This window comes from Shewanella sp. MEBiC00475, assembly GCF_005234075.1.
Classification (GTDB): domain Bacteria; phylum Pseudomonadota; class Gammaproteobacteria; order Enterobacterales; family Shewanellaceae; genus Shewanella; species Shewanella polaris.
In genome coordinates, this window is sequence record NZ_CP039928.1 from 2,687,629 (window position 1) to 2,713,542 (window position 25,914).

The window sequence follows — 25,914 nt, forward strand, 5'->3', positions numbered from 1 at the left end:
TGTATAGAAGGGCGTTATTTCGTTATCAATAAGTGTAATAGTCGTATAATGGTGGTTATTGTTACTTTTGGAACTCCTTACTTATTGGAACATGGGCATTATATGATTATCTTTAGCACTAACCTTGGCGATTTTACTGTAGAGCTTGATATGGAACATGCGCCAGTCACGTCAAAAAACTTTTTAAAATACTGCCAAGATGGTTTTTATGAAGGGACTATTTTTCATCGGGTCATTAAAGGTTTTATGGTGCAGGGTGGTGGCTTAACAGCCAAAATGAAAGAAAAGCCAACTCGCGATCCTATCACTAATGAAGCCAATAAAGGCTTAAAAAATGTAGTGGGTACTTTGTCTATGGCGCGTACTGATGCGCCGCATTCGGCTACAGGGCAGTTTTTTATTAATGTTGCCGACAACGATTTTCTAGATCATACAGCAACGACCAATTCAGGCTGGGGTTATGCGGTGTTTGCAAAAGTCACCGCGGGTATGGATGTTATTCAGCAAATGGAGCGAGTCAAAACCACTACAATAGCCGGACATGATGATGTGCCTCGTGAGCCTATTGTGATTGAGAAAGTGACTATTATTGATGAGCCGACTATTGCATAGAGCTAGCTTAAAACTAGCGCAGATTTGCGGGTTAATGAGTTGCGTTTCGTTACCCTTTGCTACCTTTAGCTAATCAAGTAAAAGTCAGCGCAATAAAAAAGGTTCGACAGTAATGTCGAACCTTTTTTGATCAGCAATTAAACTGGATTAAAGCGAATAACGAATACCAAAGGCAACGCCGTCATCTTCAGACAGTTCCATTCTGGCTTGTTGGTCTTTGTCGCTGCTAGTGAAGTCACTGTAATCTCGGCGAGCTTCTAAATAAACAACGGTTTCAGGGTTAAACACATAATGTAAACCCATGACCACAAATTGGCGTTTAAACACATCATTTGGATCGGCATTGTAGTTAGGCTGAATAACATAATCACTGCCAGCATCAAGGATGTTATATGACACAAACGTACGGATGTTGTTGTCAAACATATACGAGAACAAGGATTCAACACCGACGGCTTCATCAATTAAACGGCCGATATTGTCGGTGTCATGATTTTCGTTTTTGTTCACGTTGGCGGCGGCATAAAAGCCATTTTGATCAAAGTTACCCCAAGTGATACCCATACCGTAAATGAGATCAATGGCAGTGGATGCGCGACCGTTACCAAAGGTCACATCAAACTCACCACGGTTAATACCCGCCGTTAGGACTAATTTTTCAGTCGCTTGGTAAGTTACTGCACCACCATAGGTATAGTTATATTCAACTTGCTGAGCTTCTGCTGAACCTGTTGTCCATAAATCTTCACAAGCTTCTTGAGTAATGTCTTCAATATCACAGGTATAGAACTCACTGTTTTTTAGCTGAACTTGTACAGCGAAGCTAACATCGCCAAAACTATTACGATACTGGACGGTTTTGTCACCACGACCGACACCGTTTACCGCGCCATCATCTTTGTTGTAAGTGTAAACACCTGCCGTGTTACCGTCCCATACAAAACCATAGTTTGTGCTGTAGACCACGTCATACCAAGCACCCCACTGCTTGCCAATTGTGATACTACCGTAAGTGTTATGTGCAAGACCGACATAACCTAAACGGTTGTAAAAAAACTCATCTTGAATTGACTCAAAGCGGTTGTTATAAACAATGTCTGTGCTGCCCACAGGGTTTACACCCCATTCTAATTTTGCATACGCTTTCCAACCATCTTGTAATTGACGATCAAAACCAAAATTAATGCGTGACGCGCCGTTAACGACTTCAGTTTCACCTTGAGTATTGATCACTCGCGCATCGACAAAACCGCCAATGCTAACTGCGTTCACATCATCTTTAAAAATTTCGGTGGCTAATGCCGAAGGTGTTACCAGAACAGTTGAAATCAACGCTGCAACTAAAGTTTTATTCATTTTAATCTCTTGTCTTGTTGTTTGGATAAGCACAGCTTAGTTCATTTAACATTCTTTCTATTGAGTCGACGGAGAGTAGCAAACCCTCCATCCACTCATAAAGTGAAATATGTTCACAAAAGGCGATATATATCATAAATTTCATCGTTCAATGGTTTAGCAAACTTTTTTGTTAATAATTAGTTTGTATTTTGTTGGTTATTGTAAGGAAATGTTGATTTGTGGTTTATTATGCACTTAAAGTGATTTTTTATTGCGCCTTAAAAAACAAATCATTTTTAGCGGTTTACTTGATGTAGATCGTTACATTATTTCACCAATGTCCTACGCTTAATTTAGGGCCTGTTATTGATTTTATCGAGGGTGACATTATGAACATGACTTTGCAGTTTCACGGCGCAACTCAAGAGGTTACTGGATCTTGCCATTTACTCACAGTCAATGGGCAGCAAGTGTTGCTTGATTGTGGATTAATTCAAGGGAGTAAAGCTGACTCGTTACGTAATCACGATCCCTTTCCATTCGACGCGTCAAAAATTCATGCAGTGGTGTTAAGCCACGCACATATTGATCATTCCGGTCGTCTGCCTTATTTAATTAATCAGGGGTTTACTGGCCCCATTTATACTCAAAAAGCCACCGCGGAGTTATGTGATGTCATGTTACGTGATGCGGCCATGTTGCAAGAGAGAGATACCGACAGACAAAATAAAAAGCGTGCAAAAAATGATTTAGAGCTGCTTGAACCGTTATTTACTGAGAAAGATGTCGATCTCGTGATGGCGCAATTTGAGGTGGTTGATTACGGCCAACGCGTGCAGGTTGCCGATGGAGTAGAGGTTTGTTTATCCGATGCAGGACATATTTTAGGCTCTGCTGTGGTTGAGTTATGGTTAGGCAATAAACCCGAACAGAAAAAACTGGTTTTTAGTGGTGACTTAGGTCGTGCAGGTATGCCGATTCTAGGCGATCCAACGTTTATCGAACAAGCTGATTTGGTGCTAATGGAAAGTACTTATGGTGATAGGTTACACCGAAGCTGGCAAGACACATTGGTTGAACTGAAATCAATTTTTAAAAGCACTATTCATGAAGGCCGCGGTAATATATTGATCCCCGCATTTTCTGTCGGCCGCTCACAAGAGCTACTTTATCTGTTTCATTTGTATGCAAAAGAGTGGGATTTATCGCGTTGGCGTATTTGTTTAGACAGCCCAATGGCGATAAAAGCGACAGAAGTTTATGTTAATAATTACCCATTAATGGATGAAGACTTTAAACGTTTTACCCGTCAATCTCCGGGACAACATCCGTTATTATCTTGTGCTGAATTCATTAACAGTACTGAAGAATCGATTGAGCTAAACGATATTCATGAAGGGCTGATTGTGATTGCCGGTAGTGGTATGTGTAATGGGGGTCGTATTCGTAATCATTTTGTACATAACTTATGGCGCAAAGAAACTGACATTATTATTTGTGGCTTCCAAGCGATGGGCACACCCGGACGATTATTAGTCGACGGTGCAGAAGAGCTGACCATTCATGGTCAAAGTATTAAGGTTGCTGCAAGTATTCATACTGTAGGTGGTTTATCTGCCCATGCAGACCAAGCCGAATTATTGTCTTGGTATCGTCATTTTGAGCAATCACCCGCGGTGATATTGGTACATGGTGAACCAGAAGCACAGCAAGTATTGATTGAAGCACTGAATAAAGACCCCGCGACTAAACCGAAACATAGCGCTATTGCCAAACGAGGAGATTGCTTAGACTTAAATGCTTTACCTCAGTTGGTGTGGCTTACTACGGCAAGTGAATCCAATGAGCCATCAGAACGTTGATTCAAGTGAACGTGGGACTAGTGGAATAATAATTAGCTGCGGGCTAAGCATCAATTTCGTCTTGCAGCTTTTCAATATCATCTAAAATACGCATAAACTTTTGCCCAAATTCAGTTACCTCGTATTCCACTCTAGGGGGGATCTCGGGATAGTTGATTTTATGTAAAATGCCGAATTCAATATTTTTCTTCAAGCATTGATTCAACACTTTGGTGCTGAGACCTTCAACGGATTTGACCATTTCACCAGGACGATTAATCTTGTTCGCCAATAGCTGATACACAGTTAAGGACCATTTACAGCCGTAAATGGTTTCGACCATGCGGGCACTTTTTTCTGGGGCCGATTTTCGCGCAAATAATTTTTCGTTTGTATTCATTAATATGTACCTAAAAGTACCTATGCAACCGATTTGTACTTACTATTCAATCGGATAGTTTGCCAATAAGCTTACCACACTTACTCTTATATTAGGTGTGAACAAATGACGAAGTTAACTCAAGAAACAGCGCTTATTATTGGCGGTACAAGTGGTATTGGTTTTGAAACTGCCAAGCAATTAGTTGCTCAAGGTATTGATACCATTATTGTTGGTAATAAAGCGGATAAGCTCAACGAAGCTGTGATACAACTGTCAGCACTAGGCCGTGTAAGTGGATTTCAAACTAACTTATACGACAGCCAAGATCTTGCGCGTTTGATCAATATGATCGACTCAACCGATAACAAGATTACGTATTTAGTTAATGCTGCTGGGTACTTTAGTCCCAAGCCATTTTTAGACCATCAAGTGAGTGATTACGATATTTACATGGAGCTTAACAAAGCTATTTTTGTTATTTCTCAAGCTGTTGCCAGAAACATGGTTAAACATCAAGGTGGCAGTATTGTGAATATTGGTTCTATGTGGGCTAAACAAGCCATTAAAGCTACGCCATCAAGTGCGTATTCTATGGCTAAGGCCGGTTTGCATGCACTGACACAACACATGGCAATGGAATTGGCTGCACATAATATTCGTGTCAATGCAGTATCGCCAGCCGTGGTCAGTACGCCAATTTATCAAGCCTTTATTGAACCTCAAGATATGGCTAGCGTACTTGAAAGCTTCAATGAATTTCATCCTATCGGACGAATTGGAAATGCTACCGATGTGGCAAACAGCATAGTGTTTTTATTATCAGATAAAGCATCTTGGGTGACGGGTGCAATATGGGATGTTGATGGTGGCGTGATAGCTGGCCGTAATTAATAGAGGCATCTATTTTTTTGAAGTATGAATGTTTGGGGAGCGATCTTCATCGCTCCTTATTATCAGCTAACTTACCCCCAGTAGACTTAATCACACTTAATAAGCGTTAATATTTCATTCTATAAATCGCTATGACGCGTTAAACTATACGCAAATAAGTGATATGAGCTGCGTGATGAAGTTAGTTAAAATAGATAAAACCCGATACCGTTCGAATAATAACCAGATGCAGATAGGCTTGGTCGCTATATTGATTATTTTGTCACTAGTATTTGGCCAATTGATGATTTATTTTTTGGGCGTAAAACCGATAGCGGGCGCTGAATCGACGGGTAATTTTCATTTGAATTTTGGTGGGGTTATTTTAGCCGTAATGGTGTGTAGTTTATTGGTGCGCAACTTTCGTCACAAACCCAAGTTTTACGAAGTGTATTATGTATGGCAACTCAAGCAATTGCAGAACAAAATCTACCGCAAACTAAAAGCGATTCAACAAGCCGCCAAAAATAATGATCGCGATGCGTTAGTGATATTGAGTTTTTATTATCAAAGCTTGGCGTTAGTATATGACTTAGATAACAACACCTTAACCATGTCGAACGTAAATAATGAGTTAGATAAACTGCAACAGCGCATCGATGCAGCAGGGTTTACGATTGATGTGGATGAGTTTTCTCCCGAGATGCTACAAGCCTTTTAGTACAACCTATTCATACCTTAAATAAGGAGCCATGATGTCAATACTGGCAGATATTCCTTTTTCATTACTCGAACTCGCGCCGATGCGTGAAGATTCAACCGTATCAGAAACCCTACAAGACAGTTTACGTTATGCTCAACATGCCGAAAGCCTTGGAGTAAATCGTTTTTGGTTAGCCGAACACCACAATATGCCGGGCATTATTTGTTCTGCTACATCCATTTTAATTGGTTACATTGCTGGTGGCACAGCGCGAATGCGTGTTGGTGCTGGGGGAATTATGTTACCCAATCATCCACCGTTAGTGGTTGCTGAGCAATTTGGCACGTTAGCCTGCTTGTATCCTAATCGAATTGATTTAGGTTTAGGCCGTGCTCCGGGGAGCGATCCGGTGACCAGCTTAGCACTCAACCGTGATAATAAACGGGCGGAACATTTTCCTGATGAGGTAAGCGAGTTGCAATCGTTACTTGGCCCACGTGAACAGCGCCAAGATACTAACTATAAAGCGGTGCGAGCGATCCCTGGCGAAGATACTAATGTGCCAATTTGGTTATTAGGTTCTAGCTTGTTCAGTGCACAATTAGCAGCAGAACGTGGCTTGCCATATGTGTTTGCAGGCCATTTTGCACCGCGTTTTCTGTCAGAAGCTATCGCACTTTATCGTCGTGAATTTACCCCTTCTGCAGTGTTAGCTAAACCTTATGTCATGGTCGGCTTACCTTTAGTTGCTGCACCAACAGATGAAGAAGCTGAGCATCTTAGTACTACCTCTAAACAGCGTATTTTAGCGTTAATTCGTGGTCAAGAAATGTGGCTTAAACCGCCAATCGCTAGCATGAATGGTTTGTGGAGCGAGCAAGAAAAGAACTATGTTGATAGCTTTTTAAGTTTGTCTATTTGTGGCGGCCCAACAACCATTAAGCATCGATTAGAGATGTTTGTTGAGGAGCTTGGAGTAGACGAATTGATGTTTACTAATGACTTGTATGACAACGAGCATCGTTTACGCGCCTTGGATATTTTAATGAACGTGAAGCAATAACGAAGCCAAAGTCAGCTAGTTTATTGAGTAAGTGCTAAGTTGCTAGTTACTTAAAACATAAAAAACCAAGACTGATGTCTTGGTTTTTTTATGTTTACATCAGCAGAATTAACTCAACAAACTTAAATAGCTTGGCCATTTACAGTCAGTTTAACATCGATGTTGCCACGCACTGCATTTGAGTATGGGCAAACTTGATGAGCTGTTTTAACCAGTTTTTCAGCTTCTGCTTGGTCGAGTTCAAGTTCGACAGCAAGTGCAACTGTGAGTGCAAAACCACCTGCGTCATTGGCGCCGATACCTACAGTCGCTGTGGTTGGAGCCGATTTGATAGCCATCTTAGTTTGACTTGCTACATGTAGAATTGCGTTAGAAAAACACGCAGCATACCCTGCAGCAAATAACTGTTCTGGATTAGTAAACTCACCGCTGCCACCCATTTCTTTTGGGTAACTTAATTGTAAGTCGACTTTTTTGTCTTCAGTAGAAACTTGGCCATTACGACCTGCTAGTGCTGTAGCTGAAGTGGTGTATAACGCTTTCATAATAGACCTCATAAAGTATGTTAAAGATGTTGGTTGTATCAATTCAGTCGATTGCTATGGCTTATATCTAGATGCAGTAGACTTCATCATCAATCAGTTTAAGTTGCGCACAATCTAATTGTGTTTACTATAACGCTAGATTCTTATTATGGCAACTAAATTGTGTACAATTTAATTTGTGTGAATTTGTATTTACAGTCACCTGACGGTGTTGAACCTTTATCCGTAGCTCAATATCATTTTGATTAGCTTGTCATTCTTCTGTCACCTTTATGTCATCATTAGCTCTCACAATAGCGTCTCATTAGACCTCTTAGGCTTTGCTAAGCACAGCCATATAAACAATTAATGATATAAAGGATAGGCTATGAAACGGTTTGTGACTCGTCGTGATTTTCTTGCAATATCAGCCAAAGGTGTAGGTGCTGTAGTCGTGTCGTATGGATTAATGGGCTGCAGTAGTGATGATGACGATTTAGTATCAGGCCAATTTTTACAAGGTGTCGCCAGTGGTGATCCTGCAACTGATGCAGTCATTTTATGGACCCGAGTGACACCCGATGTAGAGGGTGATATTACCGTGTCATGGGAAGTTGCCACCGACAGTGATTTTAGTCAGTTAGTGACTAATGGCGAAACTGTTACGAACCAAAGCCGAGACTATACCGTTAAAGTTGACGCGGTAGGACTTGAAGCTGGTCAACGATATTACTATCGCTTTAAAGCTGGTGACACAGTATCGGAAATGGGCCAGACTCGTACATTACCTGAGGGCAGTGTTGATTCGGTAAAGTTAGCGGTAATGTCATGTGCTAATTTCCCAGCAGGCTATTTTAATGTGTATGAAATGGCTGCGCAGCAAGATGATTTAGATGCTGTGGTGCATTTAGGTGACTATTTATATGAGTATGCTCGTGGTGAATATGCCAGCGAGCATGCCGTTGAGTTAGATCGTGAAGTGTTACCAGAAGGCGAGTTGTTTTTACTTGAAGATTATCGTACTCGTTACAGCCAATATCGTAGCGATTCAAGCTTACAAAAACTGCATGCTAAAGTGCCGTTTATTACCGTATGGGATGACCACGAAGTAGCAAACGATACTTGGAAAGACGGTGCCGAAAATCATAATGACGGCGAAGGCGATTTTGATGAGCGCAAACAAGCTGCACTACAAGCTTACTTTGAATGGCTGCCAATACGCCCTTGGAGTGAAGGTAACCATGAAGAAATTTACAGAAGTTTTAATTACGGTAACTTGGTTGATTTGCACATGCTCGATACTCGAGTATTGGCTCGCGATAAACAGCTAGAGTACGGAAATTATATTGACTCTGCTACAGGATCATTTGACAGCTCGACATTTGCAGCTGATGTGACCGATACCAACCGTACATTACTTGGGCAGACTCAGTTACTGTGGTTACAGCAAACGTTATTGCAGTCTACAGCTAAATGGCAAGTGCTAGGTCAGCAAGTTTTGATGGGTAAAATGTTAATGCCTGCGGCTATTGCTACTCAACAAATGAGTATTCCACAATTTGCTGAGCTTGCCGGGTTAGCTCAACTAGCGGCTCGTGCACAAGCGGGTGACTCAACATTAACGGTTGAAGAGCTTACGTACTTGCAAGCGAATCAAGACAAGTTAACCCCAGAGGTGATAGCGCTATTACAATTGCCTTCAATTCCATACAATTTAGATGCGTGGGACGGCTATGCCTATGAGCGTGAAGTGATTTATGCAACGGCAAAATCGCTAAATCAGAATTTAGTCGTTATTGCTGGTGACACCCATAACGCTTGGGCAAGTGATTTAACCGACATCAATGGTGATGTGGTTGGTGTTGAGTTTGCCACTAGCTCTGTGTCATCACCTGGGCTTGAGTATTACTTAGGCTTAGCTGATGATGAAATGCCAGCAACAGAAGCGGCGATAGTGAGTTTAATTAGCGATCTTAAATACGCAAATTTAAAAGATCGTGGTTATTTATTACTGACATTTACTCAAGATGAAGTGCGCAGTGATTGGCAATATGTCGACACTATTTTAGATAAGACTTTTACTCAGTTAGATGCCCGTGGTTACAGCGCCACGAGTACCGCAGGTAGCCCAAAAGTCACGTCGGTGTCTTAATGCGTTGATGTGAATTCGCCGATACAATTCAGCCACCGTAAAGGTGGCTGAATTGTTTATACACATAATCAAATCATTAACGTTAATCTATAGTCAATACCACGATTTTTAATGGATGATTGTCATCAAATGCGGGAAAGTCTGGATGGCAAGCTAACCATTGAGTCGCGGTCACTTTACGGCCTTGTTTTTCTACGCAGCGTACAAGACTGTCGTACCATGCTTGGCGCTCAACTTTAGCGACATTATTACAACAGACAATTTTACCGCCAACTTTTGTTGTTAATACTGCTGGTTTAAACAAGCCTTGGTAATCATTCACTAAGTCGACAATCCCGAATGCACTTTTAGCAAAACGTGGAGGATCTAAAAACACTAAATCGAATTGAGTTGCGCGCAGTTTAGGGTATTTAGGCAGTTTTTGATTACGACGACCACCAATGGGTAAACCCGCTAATTGACGTAATGCCGGAAACGCATCACTTTGCACAAATTCACACACATCGGTGACATTGTTTAGCTCAGCATTTTTTTGCCCTGCAGCCAATGCAAATGATGAAAAGTCGACATTCATGACTCTACGAGCACCGCCCATTGCTGCAGCAGTGCCAATACCGCAAGTGTATGAAAACAGGTTTAATACCGTCTTGTCTTGGCTATTGTCGCAAACATATTCACGGCCGATACGCATGTCTAAAAATAACAGTGGGTCTTGACCTTCATGACGCAGTTTGGAAGTAAAGGCAATGCCATTTTCATGGATAACTTGTTCTGATTGTGAGTAGTCTTGGGCTTCATTTTCGACATTATTTACCACACGAGAATGACTGCCTGAGCGATCGTTGTAAACGATATGGTAGTCTGCGTGGGCGGTAAGTATGCTTGATATGTCTTCAAGTTGTTGCGCCGTTAATGTTTGATGAAAGGTTTGGATTAACCATGCATCACCGTAACGGTCGATATTTAGGCCATTCTCACCTTCAACAGTGCCATGAAATACCCGATAACAATCGGTGTTATTTTGTTTTGCTTGCTCAATAAAACTCGCACGTTTGGCTAGTGCTTCGGTTACAACAGCTTGAATCGACATGGATGCTCGTTAAATGGTGGGGCAATTGGCGCGGATTATAGCAAACATTCTGGCTTAGTGAAGTTGCTACAGAGACTATTAGAGGGGCGCAATTAATCTGGTAGATGCACTTTAAAGGTTTTGTCGGCAATAATTTTGCCATTTAATGTTAGTGTCATGCGCCAATTACCCACTTTGTAAATACCAATCCGCATTGAAGTTTGTTCTTTTAGCGAAAATTATTAGCGTGGTATTCGCGGCAGTCTTTTGAAGCCATAGTTGTTCTCGGCAACTGCTCCTGCGTTGCTCTACCTCCTGCATCCATGCAGTCGTACGTCAAGAAAGACTAACAAAGAAGAGCGCACTAATAAATTCGCCCTTCGGGGGCGGTGTCACAATACCAATTACTGCCTCAAATGCCCTCGATGGAGATGACTACACCATCAGTCATTTGAATTGTACTTGGCACTGTGACAACGCCTAAAATAGACCATACTTCAATAAGGATTGGTATATTGGCGCCCAGATACAATCGCCCAGATAAAAGCGCCAATCATTTTCTTTGATATAAACTTCGCCATCAAATGGTGGGCGGATATGGCCGTTGTCATCTGGTATATCGGGATGATAAATACAGTAACTGAGTACTTGGTTTTTGGCTTTTTTGATCCGAGTAATAAAGCCAAATTCGGTGTCGATAATCGCGGGCACATGAACGGTTGCCTGTAACAAACGCGGCAAGTCATCACTTTGAGTGTCCCATTGACTGAATATGCCGCTGTAAATAATACTTACATCGGCTTTTAACTTACTCAAATCTTATCCTTTAGCGTTCTCTTTTAGGTATTTAATTGCCGCTTGCAGCGCAAAGTCATACCCTTGTGCACCGAGGCCACAGATAACACCTTGGGCTTTATCAGAAAAATACGAATAATGCCTAAATGGCTCACGGGCATGTACGTTAGATAAATGCACTTCAATAAACGGAATAGCTACGCCGAGTATCGCATCACGCAAGGCTACACTCGTGTGGGTAAACGCGGCAGGATTGATAATAATAAACTGTGCATCGGTAGCATGAATCGCATCAATAAGCTGGTGTTCAGCATTTGACTGAATGTGTTCTAAGGTTACGCCAACTTTACTAGCCGTTTCAGTGAGATCGCTCACTATGGTGGCTAGGGTTTGATGGCCATAATGCCCAGGCTCACGGCGGCCAAGCAAATTAAGATTAGGGCCGTTGATAATTAAAATTTTGGCTATGCTGCTCATGATACTTCCTGTGTGGTGGGCAATAAACTAAACACCTTCATTCTTACTGAAGATAACCGTTTGGTAAACCTCAAAATCTTCAGCTACCAAGGAAAATTAATAGTCTGACTTATTTTGACGCATGGCTTTGGTGGCACCACGTTGTTTTTTTGTTTCAATACGTCGCGTTTGGCTGCCTTTTGTTGCTCGAGTAGGTATACGGGTTTTTTGCACAATACCGACACTTTTTACTAACTCGATAAATTGTTCTAACGCGGTTTGGCGATTAAAATCTTGGCTACGAGATTGCTGACATTTAATGATGACTTTGCCACTTTTAGTAATACGGTGGTCAGCTTTGGCTAATAGCTTTTGTTGATAAAACTCAGGCAAAGACGATGAGGCAATATCAAAACTGAGTTGGGCTGCGGTCGACACTTTATTGACATTTTGACCACCAGCACCACTTGAACGAACAAACTGCCATTCAATTTCATTGTCTTGCAGTATGACTCGTTGGGTAATTTGTATCATTTGGTTGTGGTGGTTCCCTTAAATTAGCTATTAATTTTTCTATAGCATGAGAATTTATTCTATCTTTCTAATATTTATTTTACCGTAGTCTCAGAAATTTTTCAGCCTTGTCTTGTGTTGGCATTTTGTCGTGATAGATCCGTGATGCTTGATATAAAAAGTCTGACTAGGATCTGAGATATTAGATATTTAATGAAATGAATAGAATAGTTTTGTTATCATACGACCATTGCTGCTTTACACGATAACATCACCGTATAAAGTCTATTCTATGGCCTGATCACAAGGCTGGAGTTGCCGTTATGTTATGTCAAATACCTGATATTACCAAAGGTGTCATTAGTTTATTTGTCAGTGGCCGTTTATCGGCACACGATTATCGTACTCATTTACAACCCGCCATTAAGAGTTACCGAAAAGACTGGGACCAAGTGTGTCTTTATATTGAAGCCGATGTGTTATTGGAAGGCTGGGAGTTTGGTTCGCTCACTGGCAGTGGTGAAGTACAGTTACCCGAGTTTGATGCTTTAGTATTTGTTGGCGGCCCCGATTGGGTCGGCAATGCAGTTAGGCTTATGGGGCCGTTTATGCAAGGCGAAGTTGCATGGTTTTCATTAGAGCATAAACAAGATGCGGTAGCTTGGATTGCCAAACGCTCTCATCGCTAGAAGCAACTTAATGGCTTATTTACTACGTTATTGCTTATTTGGGTAAAAAACTACCTATTATAAGCTCCACTTTGTAGTAAATTGTCACTAACTACTGCAAAATTCATCTCGAAAGGTCAACTAACTCTAATGTTGATTTTATTATTTTAGGAAAATAGCTTATGTCATTATCAAAATTGTTTGCCGCATCAAGTGCGTTATTGTTAACCCTTAGCTTAACGGCATGTGCACCAGAAGTGGGCAGCGATGCTTGGTGTAAGCAAATGAAAGAAAAAGAGAGTGGTGATTGGACTGCCAATGAAGCAGCTGATTACGCCAAATACTGCGTATTTAAATAATATCATTTTCTCTGTGATGGTTAATATCGCTGCACATCTATTACAGGTTGGCCACTGCAACGAAGAACAAAATAACTATCGACATAAAGCCTACTCGCTAGGTGATACTCAATTTTAAGCCTAATCATCCGATTAGGCTTTTTCATTTTAATTAGTAAATTGCTTAAAAATAACACTTGCTTATTTAAGATTACAACTGTAATTTAAATGAATGGATTACATCTGTAATCCATTTTTAGCCTAACAAGTTCTAACAACAAATGAGCGGTATAGCATGAAAGAAATCAGCAATAGTGAATTAGTCGTGTTGCAACAGCTTTGGCAACATTCACCATTAACCTCGAGTGAAGTGGTTGATGCGTTAGAGAAAAGCCATGATATGCATGAAAAAATGGTTAAAACCTTGCTTAATCGTTTAGTCAAAAAACAAGCCGTCAGTTTTGAAAAACAAGGCCGAGTTTACCATTACTCACCATTAATTGCTGAGCAAGACTATACCGTTAAAGAATCGCTTTCTTTTGTGGATCGCATGTTTGCTGGCAAGTTAACCCCATTGGTTGCCGGTTTTGCGCAGAAGAACAAGCTGTCGGCAGAAGATGTCGCCGAACTGCAAACCTTACTTGATGATTGGCAAAAGGAACAAAAGTGATGATTAATTGGTTTATGGAACAAACCATCTCATTGAGCGTGGTGTGTTTAACCTTGCTGGTAATGCACAGGTTGTTATTGTCTAGATTTGGAGCGCACTATACCTACTTTATGTGGATATCAGTGCCACTATTAATCATTGCAGATTTACTGCAAATGATATTGCCTCACCACGTTAACTGGTTTGGCAGTAATAACGCAGCCTCAATCATCCAGCAATATTATGTGTTTGCTAGCGATACCGCTGCGTTGTCGGCAGGCTTACTTGACCTGTTATACCTGCCTTATCTCTACGGTGCCGTTATCACGTTATTAGTCGCTAATATAGTGATGGAATACGGCTACCTGCAACGACTAATCCAGCGTGGGCGTCAGCTAGATATTCCCTCTACAAAGCTTAAGGTATTAGTCCATCCAGACATTGAATCACCTATGCTCGCAGGGTTTATTACTCCCAGTATTTTGGTGCCAACGAGCTTTATACAACTAGATGAAAGTCAGCAGCAAGCCATTATTCAGCACGAGGTTTATCATTATCAACGTGGTGATTTATGGGCAAATGCCTTGGCTTATGGATTAACCGTTTTGTTTTGGTTCAATCCGTTGATGTGGTTGAGCTACCGCCGATTTAGACAAGATCAAGAATTGTCATGCGATGCGCAAGTCACTGCCGACATGAAAGCCCAAGCTAAAATTGCCTATAGCAGAACACTATTGGCCTATTCACAGCATGCGCCGTTGAGCATGTTACACACCCATTATGGGGATAAAACCATCTTAAAAGAGAGGATCTTACAGATGAAAAAACAACATGGAAAAAGCACCTTAGCATTGATTGGAATGACACTTGCTATTGGTGTTAGTGCCTTTATGTTTAATCAGCAAGTATTTGCAGGCAATAATCTTAGCGTTGAAAACAAAGCCGAAGCTATGGCAATGCCTGTGATAAGAATTGAGCCTAGCTATCCAATTGATGCTGCTAAAGAAGGGCTTAATGGTTATGTTCAAATGTCATTTGATATCAGTCAAAATGGAAGTGTGAACAATGTTAGGGTGACTAAGTCGTCGCCGAAACAAGTGTTTGATGCATCGGCTGTTGAGGCGCTTGAACAATGGAAGTATCAACCCTCTGCGAATGGGTTTAAAGACCTACAAGTACAGTTAGACTATGTTATCCATCAGCCTGAGAAATCAGTTGAGAGAATCACTGTAAAATAACTAATATTAGAGATGCTGAAAATGATTCAATGCCTCATTGCTATGGGGCATTGAATCATTTTTATAGATCAGGCTTTTTGGGTTGCAGTTTTAGCCCTAGTTTATTGGCGAGCGGCTCAATTGCGGTACCTTGGATGATGACCGAGAACAACACGATGAAAAATACCATGTGGATCATTTCACGGGATCCCTCTACGCCAGCCGCTGCGGGAATAAGCGCAAATACAATTGGGGTTGCACCTTTTAATCCGATCATAGAAACAAACAAACGCTTGCGCCAATTGGCTTGTCTAAATGGCAAGTAGCACAGCTGCACAGCTAATGGGCGTGCGACGACAATAAGTAATATGGCAGGTAGCAGCGATGCTATAAATACAGGCAATAATTGCTGCGGGAATATCTGTAAACCTAAAATGATAAACATTAATGACTGAGCTAACCACGATAAGCCATTAAAGAAATGCTTACTGACTTCGGCGCCCTTCTTTAAATAGTTACCGATTATCACCCCTGCAATATAAACCGCAATAAGTTCGTTACCACCTAATATTTCGGTGCTTGATACTGTGATGGCAAAGCTGGCTAAAATAAAAACGGGGATAAGTCCAAATTCAGGCAGTTTAATGTGATTAAGTGCCCAAACGGCCATTTTACCCATTAATAATCCAATAATTGTACCTACACCAATTTGTTGTCCTAGAGTAGAAAGTACCGACAGAACCGTGGGTGTGGTATTGGCACTATTGATAATATAGTCGGTTAGCATGACTACCATTACTAATGCGATGGGATCGTTGGTAGCCGATTCGAATTCTAAAATAGTGCCAGTACCGTGTTTTAATTTGAGTTTTTTTGACTCTAAAATAGAGAATACTGCCGCCGCATCGGTAGATGACACTACCGCGGCAAACAACATGCAAGTAATGAGGTTAAAGTCGAGTAACGCATTCAAGATAAAACCAAAAATAATGGTAGTAAGGATCACGCCTGCAGTAGACAACATTCCGCCTTCTTTCCAGGCAAAACGAATGTGTGTCATTGGGGTGTTCAGACCACCAACAAATACTATGGTGTTTAACGCGAGGGTACCAATGAGTGAGGTAAGTTGAAGATCATCATATACAAAACCAAATTCACCATTGCCAAAAGCAAGGCCTACGGCCATGAAAATCAATAATGAAGGTAAACCCAATGTTTTAGACGGGTGATGGAGTAAAATGCCAATCGCAATAAGTATGGAGATCCCTAAAATAATGATATCTGGTGGCATATGGGCACTCCTTGTGTGATGAAGATTGTACTTAATGGCTATTTTAGCATTAAATTAGCCCAACTACGTTTTATAAGCATTTTTTAATTATTAATCTCTAAAAAGTTAAGAAATGAGATAAGTAAGCAGAAATCAAAATATTTGGCTTATTTGCTCTCTCGGTTAGTTATTGGGTCGGCATTGTTATTTGATACCGATAATGCTTAATACAACATTGGTGTTTGAAGTATAAGGTAAATTGTTGTTAGCTGTTGTTAGTAGTTGCCGTGATTTGGTTTGTGCACGGTATACCAAGTACCAGTTAACTGCTCTGTGCTATTTGCTCTGTGTGAATCATCCTGTTTTGTTATATAAACAATGATAACGTTATTTTTTTGTCTATTTTGTTAAAATATTAAGCCTACCAAAACGCCTTCTAAGCCGCAGCCGCATTAAGTTTGCATATTTCTGCAATGTAAATGAAATGTGAGTGTCACATAAGCGCAGTCTTTTTGTCATTTTCGCAGGTTAGTTTGTCATCCAGCCAACTAACTCACACGCTTAAATCCGTCTTCGGAGATGACAATGGAACTGAAAAACATTTTTAAACTTACTGCGCTTTCTACTGCCCTTGCTGCAACATTAGGGCTTGCTGGTTGTGGTGGTGATATTAATATCAATGCGGGTAGCGATACTGTTACACCTACTACGCCAACAACTCCAACTACACCAACTCAGACAGATCAAGAAAAATCATACAGTGGCTTTGCAACTAAAAGCACTGCGATTACTGCTGTGGATGGAAAAGAAGTTTGGATCTTAGAGGGTACGTTAGCACCTTCTACTGAATCATCAACGATTACCACCGGTGGCCAAGATGGCGACAAAATTGTATTGGGTAATGACGTTGTATGGCAACTTGATGGCGCAGTAATAGCGGGTAGCGACAATGCCGATGCTGTTGAGTTATCTATTTTACCAGGCACCAAAATTTTAGGCGGCAGTGATTCATACTTAGTGGTTAGTCGTGGTTCAAAAATCATGGCTGAAGGTACTGAAGCTGCTCCAATCGTATTTACTTCTGTTGAAACCGCTCTAGGTGAAGAAGGTAAAGCTGGCCAGTGGGGTGGTTTAGTGTTGCTGGGGAATGCGCCAGTCAATACATGTCCTGATTTAACCAATTGTTCAGCGTCTTTTGAAGTGGGTAACCACAGCTACGGCGGAAACGATACTGAAGACAGTTCAGGTTCAATTAAGTATGTACGGGTTGAGTTTGGTGGTTTCAAAATCAATGACACCCAAGAAATGAACGGCATCAGTTTTGCCGGTGTGGGTGCGGGTACTGAAGTTGACCACGTACAAGTTCACATGAATAACGATGACGGTTTTGAATTCTGGGGTGGCAATGTTTCAGTATCAAACATCGTATTGACTGAAAACTTTGATGATTCGTTAGATTGGACAAACGGTTGGCAAGGTAGTGCACAGCACGTTTATATTCGTCTGGCTGATAATGCTTCTAACCGTGGTATTGAAGCCGACAGTAACAGTGATGCCAGCGCAGTGCCTATGTCAAAACCGACGTTAGCTAACGTTACTGTTCAAGTGGCTAACGGTACGAATAGTGGTGGTGACGATGCAGAAGGTATTTTATTCCGTAAAGGCACGGGCGTTAATGCTTATAACATCCTAGTTAAAGGTGATGTTGATTCTGGCGAATGTTTAGAAGTTAACGATGACAATACTGTTAACAACGCCAACACTGCTGAATTAACGATGCAAAACAGTTTAATTGATTGTGTTGAGCCATTTAAAAATGCCTCGGCTGATGCTGCTGAAGGCCGTACTTTAGCACTAGATGTAGAGGCTTGGTACAAGGGGCAAGACGGTAACTTAGTCGCGGCTGCTGATTTAACTGATTACATGCCTAACTCATCTTCAGTTGCATTAACAGGTGGTAAAGCAGATTTAGCTAACTTAGATGATCGCCTAGTTGATGCCGAATATATTGGCGCATTTGACGGTACTAACGATTGGACCACAGGTTGGACTACGGCTATTCATGATGACGTAGACCCAGTGGCGACAGAATTACCAGTATTGACGTCTTGCCCTGTAGGCACTACAGCTTCAGCGGCTACAGAGGGTTTATACAAAGACTCATCTGTTACGCTAATTTGTACCCTTGAAGGTAATGTGTTGAGCAACACTACCTTGCTTGCTGGTCAAAACGTAATGTACAAAATTGATGGTGGCGCAGTGCTTGTCGGTGCTGACAAAACTACATCTGCAACATTAGCTATTCAAGCGGGTACTAAATTATTTGCTACATCTAACAGCTATATTGCCGTTAGCCGTGGTTCTAAAATTATGGCTCAAGGCAGCGCTGAACATCCAATCGTAATGACTTCTGAAGAAGACATTATTACTGGTGCAGAAGGTGAACGCGGTCAGTGGGGTGGATTGGTCATTCTGGGTAATGGTTTAACCAATACATGTCCTGATCATAATGCCTGTTCAGCGTCGTTTGAAGTCGGTGACTTCCCTTATGGCGGTAACGACAACGCAGATAACAGCGGTCAAATCAGCTACGTAGTGATTAAGTATGCTGGCTTTAAAGTGAATGATACTCAAGAAATGAACGGTATCTCATTTGCTGCAGTAGGTAGCGGTACCCAAGTTGACCATATCCAAGTACATGCTAACGGCGATGATGGCGTTGAGTTCTGGGGTGGTGCAGTTAACTTGAAATATGTCTACCTAACTGAAAACTTTGATGACAGCTTAGATTGGACTAACGGTTGGACAGGTAAAGCACAGTTTGTGTACATCACCCATGAAGATGGCAATGCAAACCGTGGTATTGAAGGCGACAGCCATAAAGGTGCCACAGATACGCCAGTATCAGCACCTATGTTAGCTAACTTCACTATTTTACCTGGTACAGACACGGCTAACGGCAGTGGCGATAAAGGTGAAGGTATCTTGCTTCGTGTTGCTACAGCAGGTGAGTTATACAACGTGCTAGTACAAGGTCGTAAAGGCACTACTGCTGAAACAGAGTCTGGCGAGTGTTTAGAGCTAGATGGGACTTATGAAGGCTTGGTTGATAACGTAAACAACAGCACCCTGACTATGTCTCACTCAATTATCGACTGTAACGAGCCATTTAAATACAGCTCAGATAATGCCGCTACAGCAGATGCTGTAAATGTAGAAACTTGGTTCTTAGGCCAAGATGGTAACTCTACAACAGCAGTGACTATTACTGACGGTATGCCAGCAGCAACGGATACAACGCTACTGGGTAATGGTAAAGACTTAAGCACAGAAGATAGCTTCTTCGAATCAACCAACTTTATTGGTGCATTCGATGGCCAGACTGACTGGCGTCAAGGTTGGGCTTACGAGCCAGAGTAATCACCTCGATAACGTAAATCTGTGACCTATTAATAGCCGCTCGAAAGGGCGGCTATCTCTGAACCGCATACAGGATAGTATAAGTATGAAAACCAAGCCGAGTTTTACCGTTAATAAGTTAAGCCTTGCCATTCTCTCTGTTATTTCTGCGGCGACATTATTAACAGCTACCCCCGTATACTCGCAAGAACCAGAACCTGCACGTGACCCAGGTGAAGTGATTCCAATTGAACCGATTGAAGTGATATCAGTCACAGGACGTTTACGTAGCTCAGCTTCAGAAGCTACCGAAGAGCGTCGTGAACAAATTGCTGTAGCCGATATTATGGGCTCAGAACAAATTTCAAGAACCGGTGACGGTGACGCAGCCGCAGCGCTTCGTCGTGTTACGGGTTTGACCTTAAAAGATGGCAAATTCATTTATGTTCGTGGTCTTGGTGAGCGTTATTCAAGTACCTCGCTTAATGGCGCGACAGTGCCATCACCGGATCCAACCCGTAATGTTGTACCACTAGATATGTTCCCTGCATCGATTATTGAATCGTTATCGGTGCAAAAGTCAGCGTCTGCCAATTCGCCAGCGGCCTTTGGTGGCGGACACGTTGATATTCGTACTAAATCTATACCTGCGGACTTCTTTTTTAAAGCGTCAGTGGGCGGTCGTTATAACACCAATGACTCAAATGACAGCTACACCTATAACGGTGGTGGCGATGATTGGACTGGCCAAGATGATGGCACTCGCAGTATGTCGAGTAGTATTAACAACACCATCAACCAATATGGTGGTATCAGCCCAATCGACATGGTGAGTGGCTCAAATGGCGGTTTAGATTATTCCGCAGCACAACAAGTTAACCGTGAGTTGGCGTTAGATATGTATCGCGACATGACGATACATAGCCAAAGTACAGACCCCGCAATGCGCGGTGATATCGCCATTGGTGATCGTTGGGACATTACCGACGACATTATTTTTGGTGCGTTATCAGCTGTGTCATATAAAAAACAAGCTGAAAACTATACCAAACGTGAAGTTGAACTTGACGGCGACAGTAGCCAAGTACAAGTTGAAAACCAGAAAGACATCGTGGGTACAGACTCAATTGTACAAGTGTCTGGTATGCTTAACTTGGGTTTAGAGATTGGTTACAACCATAAAATTGAAACCTTTACCACTTACTTGCAAGACACCTCTGATGATGTCTCGATAGGACTTGAAGAAACCATTGATACATTGGGTGAGCCTAATGCATTGCAAGTTTATTCAATTGACTATGAAGAGCGCACTTTAATCAGTAATCAGATTAAAGGTCATCACTTTATTGAGTTGTTAAACGACGCTGAATTTAATTGGAAGTTTTCTGATGCACGTTCAGAACGTTATGCGCCTAATGAAGTGTCATATACCTATAACGTGATTTTAGATGATAACAACCAGTTATTATCACGTAATCTTAATACTCAAGATGCACCAAAGTATGTTTACAGTCGCTTAGAAGATGACAGCCAAAACTATGGTTGGGACTTTATGTACCCAATTAATTTAGACGGCGCAGTGGTTAAGCTGACTACCGGCTATGAATACTTTGAACGCACTCGTGAAAGCTATGCCACTCGTTTAGGTTTTGATGTCGATTTAAGCCCTACTGATACCAATGGCGCTATTTTATCCGGTGATTTTAATGATATTTTCTCTGATGAAAACATTAGCAATAACACCTTAGGACTGGAGCTTAAAGACGCATCAACTGACACGGAAGACTACATCGCCGCAGAGAAAAACGATGCTGCGTTTGTGAGCATGGATATCGATTTCGACGATGTTTGGCGAGTCTATGCCGGTATTCGTTATGAAGACTTCCGTCGTGTGACATTACCGATTGACCCAGAAGGTGAAATATCTGATGAAGGCGGTCGTTATGATCTTACTGACTATGTGATCGCTGAAGATGGTTGGTTCCCATCGCTGTCATTAACCTGGAAACAAACCGATACCACTCAATGGCGTTTTGGGGCGAGTAAAACTATCGTTCGTCCAGATCTTCGTGAAGTATCACCGGTTCGATTCCAAGATCCGGTTACTGGTTTTGACTTCTTCGGTAATCCAGAACTTGAAAGCTCAGACATTCTCAATCTTGATTTACGTTGGGAATACTATTCTGATACTGGCAACAACTTCAGCATGGGCGCATTCTATAAAGATGTAGATGCACCGATTGAACCGATTCAACGTATTTCAGAAGCGGGTCGTCAGCTTAAGTTTTATAACGCCGAGTCTGGTTATGTGTACGGTCTGGAAACCGAGTTTCTACAAGAGCTTGAGTTTTTAGGCGGCGAAGACAGCATTTGGCAAGACTTCTTTATAGCGGGTAACCTAACGGTTGGCGACTCAGAAATTGATATTGCTGCCAATGGTGAAATTGACCCGACTAATAACACTCGTCGTATGACTGGCCATTCACAATGGGTAGCCAACTTACAGTTAAGTTACGACTCGTCAGACAGTTATCACAGTGCCACATTGGTGTATAACGTGTTTGGTGAACGTATTGCTTATGGCGGACGAGGTGGTTTGGATGATGTATTTGAAAAACCGTTCCATAGCCTTGATTTTACCTATACTTTATTCCCGAGCACTAGCACCACAGTGAAGTTAAAAGCGAAGAATATTTTAGGTGAAACCACTGAGTATCAACAACAAGATATTGAAGTTTATGCCAAAGACCCAGGTACAGAGTTCACCTTGCAGTTTAGTTATGAGTATTAATACACTTAAACAACAAGGTTGAAAAACGTACCTTTTTAACGGTATGACTCATTATACCAATAGCTAAAAACTGATAAGGCCACTTTCTTCGCAACAAAGAAAGTGGCCTTTTAGTGTGTAACTTCAGTCATCCCATAGGTTGTGAGTCTTTTAGTTAAATCAATCTTTTTGAAAACATTGTTGTTAGAATACGCCTACTTTTTTGTAAACAGCAGTCCGAGTTAATAACCATTATGTTTAAACGTTCTTACCTGTTTTTATACTTAATATTGGCTATTTCGACCAGTGCGTGCGCTATGCCGACAGGCATGACTCAAGCGGGTAGCATTACTGCTCCGTCTATTGACGAAGCCAGCGGATTAGCTGTGTCGCGTATTAATGATCAAATATTGTGGCTGCATAACGACAGTGGTGACACCGCAAGAATTTTTGCCATCGATACCCAAGGTAATCCGCTGGCGACAGTCAACATTACTGGTGTAAAGAACATTGATTGGGAAGATATCGCCTCGTTTGTTTATCAAGGTGAATCGTATTTATTGATCGCCGACGTGGGTGATAACCAAGCGAAACGATCGCAGTACCAATTACATCTAATCAAAGAACCTGATTTAAGCCAACTGAATGGACAAAAAACACTGTCGGTGAAACCCAGTTGGAGCATGACTTTTACTTATCCAGATGGCGCACACGATTGTGAATCCGTAGCCGTTGATCTAGCCAAGCAAAAAATATTGTTACTGACTAAACGCGATAAACTGCCAATATTATTTGAGCTGCCATTAATAGCTCCGTCAGGGCAAAACGCTTCAAATAATTCATCGGTTGAAATGGTTAACAAGCAAGCCAAAAGGCTGGGTGAAATCGCGCCATTACCCACGGCTATGCTCGATTACGCCAGTATTTATACTTGGATTGGTTTTGCCGGCAAGCCTACAGCAATGGATATATCAGCTGATGGTTTATCGGCTGTGGTATTAACTTACACCCACGCGTTCTATTTTACTCAACCACAGCCCAGCGATTGGTTAAGCTTGTTTGCTACACAGCCGCAACAGATAATGTTGCCAAGCATAAAGCAAGCCGAAGCGGTGGGTTTTAGCCAAGATGGCCGCAGTATTTTTATCACTTCGGAACGACTGCCAGCGCCATTGTATAAAATGGATTTGAACAGTGCTGGTACGCTGCAGTAGATAACGTTATTTACACAGGCACAGAAACAGAAACAGACCAGATACAGTCACAGACAGGGCATAGCTTTAAGCTATAATCCCGAATGCTTAGATTCCCGGTTTTTTAAGCGTTGCCTGGAGAGCGCCAACTCTTTCTTTGGATTTTTTCAATCTGGCTATTGAGTTTGATACTGCTGTTTTGCGTCTTCTATCAGTTGTTGCCACTGAGGATATTCAGCAAAGCTTTGTTGTAAGTCGCCCCAAGGTGTTAGTGCTTCTGCCATCGTCGGCGCGTTGATTTGGCGAATTTGGTATAAATAATAAAATGCTGATGCACGATAATTAGCCGCGCAATGCACTAGCACCGGTGCGTCGCCATTTTGCTCCATCAGGCTAAAAAATTGCTGTAGATTTTCTTGGGTTGGGTGCTGCCAGTCCACGCTAATATTGTGATAATTCATACCGAGTTGAGTGACGATTTGCTGCTCATTTTGTAATGCATGCGGATTGTCATTAGGAATAAGATTAATCACTGTTTTGATACCTGCTTGAGCGAGTTGTGCAAATTGCAGCTCTGTGGGTAAGCCTGCGGTAATCACTTGCTGGTTATTAAATTTAATCGCTTTTATGTTGCCAAGTTTACTGGTGTCAATGTTAGCCGCACTCTCCGCACTGAACACACCCACACTAAAAAAGACACAACACATTAATATGCTGGTGGACAGTAGGTTATAACGTTGCAGTATATTCATGTGATTCCTTTGGATTGAGCTGATACGTGATAACGCGTGATGAGTTTTTTACTCTGTTCAAGTTAACGGCGCCATTAATGATAGTCAAATGTGATGAAAATTTTGGATTGGCTGCTAACCAGTAAAGTTTATTCTGACTCCATTAATTTCAAACGAAAATGAACACAAAGCGCTTTGTTGCGTACCACTGGAAGCACGCCGTTCGTTTGCTAGAAACATAAAAATTACTCAATGTGTGTGGGTAAAATCGCTTCTATATATACCCCTACCGTCATCACATCCCCCTTTATGTTATCCATACTGTTTTTATATAAGGGCTATCCATTTAGCGCCACCAGTGTCAATATGTAGTGATGAAAACTTCATCGTATTTATTAAAAGCGGGTGTAGATTACCCTACAAGTTGGGGCGAATTTGTTGATTGGTTTCATGATGAACAATCCTGCATTAGCTACCTTTACAAACTTCGTTGGCCAAACGGATTCATATGCCCAAGCTGTTCAAGCCATCAATCACCTTATCAGTTAAGTAATGGCAAGTTAAAATGTCATGCTTGCCGTTCTCAGTGTTCAGTAACATCAAGTACACTTTTTGACAAAACAAGAACCCCCATGAAAAGTTGGTTTGCTGCCGTCTGGTTTATTACAAATCAAAAAAATGGGGTCAGCGCTCTTGGAGTTCAAAGGTTATTAGGTCTTGGGAGTTATCAAACCGCTTGGTCATTAATGCACAAGTTAAGACATGCCATGGTTGATCCTGAAAGGGATAAACTGTCCGGCATCGTAGAGGTTGACGAAACACTAATAGGTGGCGTCGTTCCCCAATCATCTATTAAAAATCAACAGGGTAAGCGTAAGGCTGTAGTTTTGGTCGCTGTTGAGCTGCTATCACCCTCTGGATTTGGCCGGATACGTTTAAGGCAAGTGGAAAGTGCAACCAAAGAACATATCCATCAATTCATTCAAGATGTAATTGAACCTGGTAGTACAATTTGTAGTGATGGCTCTCAAGCATACAAACAAATAGACAAGAAAGGATATAAGCATAACCGAATAGTGCATTTAGGTTCATCTGTACCTGCACATGAAACAATGGCTGGGGTACATCGAGTCTCATCATTATGTAAAAGATGGCTTTTAGGTACATATCAAGGCGCGGTAAAGGCTAAGCAACTTGATTATTATTTAGATGAGTTTACATTTCGCTTCAATAGAAGAAAGTCAGATTCTCGGGGATTATTATTCTACAGGTTGCTTGAACAAGCAGTGCGTTCTAAGCCGATAACGTACCAATCAATTAAAAATCGATAACCACAACATATAGTGGTTGGTTGTGCTAAG

General features: G+C 41.6%; 23 protein-coding genes and 1 pseudogene. 14 read left to right on the forward strand and 10 right to left on the reverse strand.

All coding sequences use genetic code 11. The features are described from left to right. Nucleotides 1-102: 102 nt before the first annotated feature. The gene (locus tag FCN25_RS11875; protein WP_137225017.1) at nucleotides 103-612 is read left to right on the forward strand and encodes a peptidylprolyl isomerase; all 510 of its coding nucleotides are present in this window, start codon (nucleotides 103-105) and stop codon (nucleotides 610-612) included. Between the two features lie 147 nt (nucleotides 613-759). On the opposite strand, the gene FCN25_RS11880 is transcribed toward FCN25_RS11875, so the two are convergent. Next, the gene (locus tag FCN25_RS11880) at nucleotides 760-1,968 is read right to left on the reverse strand and encodes a porin (protein WP_137225019.1); all 1,209 of its coding nucleotides are present in this window, start codon (nucleotides 1,966-1,968) and stop codon (nucleotides 760-762) included. A 371-nt stretch (nucleotides 1,969-2,339) separates the two neighbouring features. On the opposite strand from FCN25_RS11880, the gene FCN25_RS11885 reads away from it, so the two are divergent. Further along, nucleotides 2,340-3,812 (forward strand): MBL fold metallo-hydrolase RNA specificity domain-containing protein, encoded by a 1,473-nt coding sequence (locus FCN25_RS11885; RefSeq protein ID WP_137225020.1) that lies wholly within the window; start codon nucleotides 2,340-2,342, stop codon nucleotides 3,810-3,812. A 43-nt stretch (nucleotides 3,813-3,855) separates the two neighbouring features. Here FCN25_RS11885 and FCN25_RS11890 read toward each other — a convergent pair whose 3' ends face one another. Then, nucleotides 3,856-4,191 carry a helix-turn-helix domain-containing protein gene (locus FCN25_RS11890; RefSeq protein ID WP_137225022.1) on the reverse strand — a complete coding sequence of 112 codons (336 nt, stop codon included), beginning with the start codon at nucleotides 4,189-4,191 and terminating at the stop codon, nucleotides 3,856-3,858. A 105-nt stretch (nucleotides 4,192-4,296) separates the two neighbouring features. Between FCN25_RS11890 and FCN25_RS11895 the strand changes: the two genes are divergently transcribed. The 3 genes from FCN25_RS11895 (at nucleotide 4,297) to FCN25_RS11905 (ending at nucleotide 6,809) form a co-directional block, all read left to right on the forward strand. Continuing rightward, the gene (locus tag FCN25_RS11895) at nucleotides 4,297-5,064 is read left to right on the forward strand and encodes an SDR family NAD(P)-dependent oxidoreductase (protein ID WP_137225024.1); all 768 of its coding nucleotides are present in this window, start codon (nucleotides 4,297-4,299) and stop codon (nucleotides 5,062-5,064) included. A 175-nt stretch (nucleotides 5,065-5,239) separates the two neighbouring features. Further along, nucleotides 5,240-5,764 carry a DUF3087 domain-containing protein gene (locus tag FCN25_RS11900; RefSeq protein ID WP_137225026.1) on the forward strand — a complete coding sequence of 175 codons (525 nt, stop codon included), beginning with the start codon at nucleotides 5,240-5,242 and terminating at the stop codon, nucleotides 5,762-5,764. A 34-nt stretch (nucleotides 5,765-5,798) separates the two neighbouring features. Next, nucleotides 5,799-6,809 (forward strand): LLM class flavin-dependent oxidoreductase, encoded by a 1,011-nt coding sequence (locus tag FCN25_RS11905; RefSeq protein ID WP_137227395.1) that lies wholly within the window; start codon nucleotides 5,799-5,801, stop codon nucleotides 6,807-6,809. A gap of 122 nt (nucleotides 6,810-6,931) precedes the next feature. Here the strand turns inward: FCN25_RS11905 and FCN25_RS11910 are convergent, their stop codons facing one another. Then, nucleotides 6,932-7,354 carry an organic hydroperoxide resistance protein gene (locus FCN25_RS11910; protein ID WP_137225028.1) on the reverse strand — a complete coding sequence of 141 codons (423 nt, stop codon included), beginning with the start codon at nucleotides 7,352-7,354 and terminating at the stop codon, nucleotides 6,932-6,934. 367 nt (nucleotides 7,355-7,721) lie between these two features. Between FCN25_RS11910 and FCN25_RS11915 the strand changes: the two genes are divergently transcribed. Next, nucleotides 7,722-9,485 (forward strand): alkaline phosphatase, encoded by a 1,764-nt coding sequence (locus tag FCN25_RS11915; protein WP_137225031.1) that lies wholly within the window; start codon nucleotides 7,722-7,724, stop codon nucleotides 9,483-9,485. A gap of 82 nt (nucleotides 9,486-9,567) precedes the next feature. Here FCN25_RS11915 and FCN25_RS11920 read toward each other — a convergent pair whose 3' ends face one another. The 5 genes and pseudogenes from FCN25_RS11920 to arfB all read right to left on the reverse strand — a co-directional run bounded on the left by FCN25_RS11920 (nucleotide 9,568) and on the right by arfB (nucleotide 12,339). Beyond that, entirely contained in the window at nucleotides 9,568-10,575 is a 1,008-nt protein-coding gene (locus tag FCN25_RS11920) for a class I SAM-dependent rRNA methyltransferase (protein ID WP_137225033.1), read from the reverse strand. 92 nt (nucleotides 10,576-10,667) lie between these two features. Further along, nucleotides 10,668-10,751: pseudogene (locus FCN25_RS11925) on the reverse strand (DUF3859 domain-containing protein); the annotation flags it as partial. Nucleotides 10,752-11,034: 283 nt separating this feature from the next. Continuing rightward, nucleotides 11,035-11,370: a DUF3859 domain-containing protein gene (locus FCN25_RS11930; protein ID WP_137225035.1), complete on the reverse strand. Its 336-nt coding sequence runs from the start codon at nucleotides 11,368-11,370 to the stop codon at nucleotides 11,035-11,037. Nucleotides 11,371-11,373: 3 nt separating this feature from the next. Continuing rightward, nucleotides 11,374-11,826, reverse strand: a complete 453-nt coding sequence (aroQ, locus tag FCN25_RS11935; RefSeq protein WP_137225037.1) for a type II 3-dehydroquinate dehydratase — start codon at nucleotides 11,824-11,826, stop codon at nucleotides 11,374-11,376. Nucleotides 11,827-11,922: 96 nt separating this feature from the next. Continuing rightward, nucleotides 11,923-12,339, reverse strand: a complete 417-nt coding sequence (gene arfB, locus FCN25_RS11940) for an alternative ribosome rescue aminoacyl-tRNA hydrolase ArfB (RefSeq protein WP_137225039.1) — start codon at nucleotides 12,337-12,339, stop codon at nucleotides 11,923-11,925. A gap of 302 nt (nucleotides 12,340-12,641) precedes the next feature. Between arfB and FCN25_RS11945 the strand changes: the two genes are divergently transcribed. The 4 genes from FCN25_RS11945 to FCN25_RS11960 all read left to right on the forward strand — a co-directional run bounded on the left by FCN25_RS11945 (nucleotide 12,642) and on the right by FCN25_RS11960 (nucleotide 15,211). Then, on the forward strand, nucleotides 12,642-13,007 hold the full coding sequence (locus FCN25_RS11945; RefSeq protein WP_137225041.1) for an STAS/SEC14 domain-containing protein: 366 nt from the start codon (nucleotides 12,642-12,644) through the stop codon (nucleotides 13,005-13,007). A 161-nt stretch (nucleotides 13,008-13,168) separates the two neighbouring features. Next, the gene (locus FCN25_RS11950) at nucleotides 13,169-13,345 is read left to right on the forward strand and encodes a DUF3012 domain-containing protein (RefSeq protein ID WP_137225043.1); all 177 of its coding nucleotides are present in this window, start codon (nucleotides 13,169-13,171) and stop codon (nucleotides 13,343-13,345) included. A gap of 274 nt (nucleotides 13,346-13,619) precedes the next feature. Continuing rightward, nucleotides 13,620-13,994, forward strand: a complete 375-nt coding sequence (locus FCN25_RS11955; protein ID WP_137225045.1) for a BlaI/MecI/CopY family transcriptional regulator — start codon at nucleotides 13,620-13,622, stop codon at nucleotides 13,992-13,994. Then, nucleotides 13,994-15,211 (forward strand): M56 family metallopeptidase, encoded by a 1,218-nt coding sequence (locus FCN25_RS11960; RefSeq protein WP_137225047.1) that lies wholly within the window; start codon nucleotides 13,994-13,996, stop codon nucleotides 15,209-15,211. Before FCN25_RS11955 ends, FCN25_RS11960 begins: the two co-directional genes overlap by 1 nt. A 61-nt stretch (nucleotides 15,212-15,272) precedes the next feature. Here the strand turns inward: FCN25_RS11960 and FCN25_RS11965 are convergent, their stop codons facing one another. After that, entirely contained in the window at nucleotides 15,273-16,481 is a 1,209-nt protein-coding gene (locus tag FCN25_RS11965) for a potassium/proton antiporter (RefSeq protein ID WP_137225049.1), read from the reverse strand. Between the two features lie 564 nt (nucleotides 16,482-17,045). Here FCN25_RS11965 and FCN25_RS11970 point away from each other — a divergent pair. The 3 genes from FCN25_RS11970 (at nucleotide 17,046) to FCN25_RS11980 (ending at nucleotide 23,843) form a co-directional block, all read left to right on the forward strand. After that, a complete protein-coding gene (locus FCN25_RS11970; RefSeq protein WP_137225051.1) occupies nucleotides 17,046-19,880 on the forward strand; it encodes a hypothetical protein in 2,835 nt (944 codons plus the stop codon). An 85-nt stretch (nucleotides 19,881-19,965) separates the two neighbouring features. Then, a complete protein-coding gene (locus FCN25_RS11975; RefSeq protein ID WP_137225053.1) occupies nucleotides 19,966-22,650 on the forward strand; it encodes a TonB-dependent receptor in 2,685 nt (894 codons plus the stop codon). Nucleotides 22,651-22,883: 233 nt separating this feature from the next. After that, a complete protein-coding gene (locus FCN25_RS11980; RefSeq protein ID WP_137225055.1) occupies nucleotides 22,884-23,843 on the forward strand; it encodes a hypothetical protein in 960 nt (319 codons plus the stop codon). 155 nt (nucleotides 23,844-23,998) lie between these two features. On the opposite strand, the gene FCN25_RS11985 is transcribed toward FCN25_RS11980, so the two are convergent. Continuing rightward, the gene (locus FCN25_RS11985) at nucleotides 23,999-24,574 is read right to left on the reverse strand and encodes a protein tyrosine phosphatase family protein (RefSeq protein ID WP_137225057.1); all 576 of its coding nucleotides are present in this window, start codon (nucleotides 24,572-24,574) and stop codon (nucleotides 23,999-24,001) included. Between the two features lie 353 nt (nucleotides 24,575-24,927). Here FCN25_RS11985 and FCN25_RS11990 point away from each other — a divergent pair, with 353 nt between their 5' ends. Further along, nucleotides 24,928-25,884 (forward strand): IS1595 family transposase, encoded by a 957-nt coding sequence (locus FCN25_RS11990; RefSeq protein WP_137222847.1) that lies wholly within the window; start codon nucleotides 24,928-24,930, stop codon nucleotides 25,882-25,884. The last annotated feature ends 30 nt before the right edge of the window (nucleotides 25,885-25,914 follow it).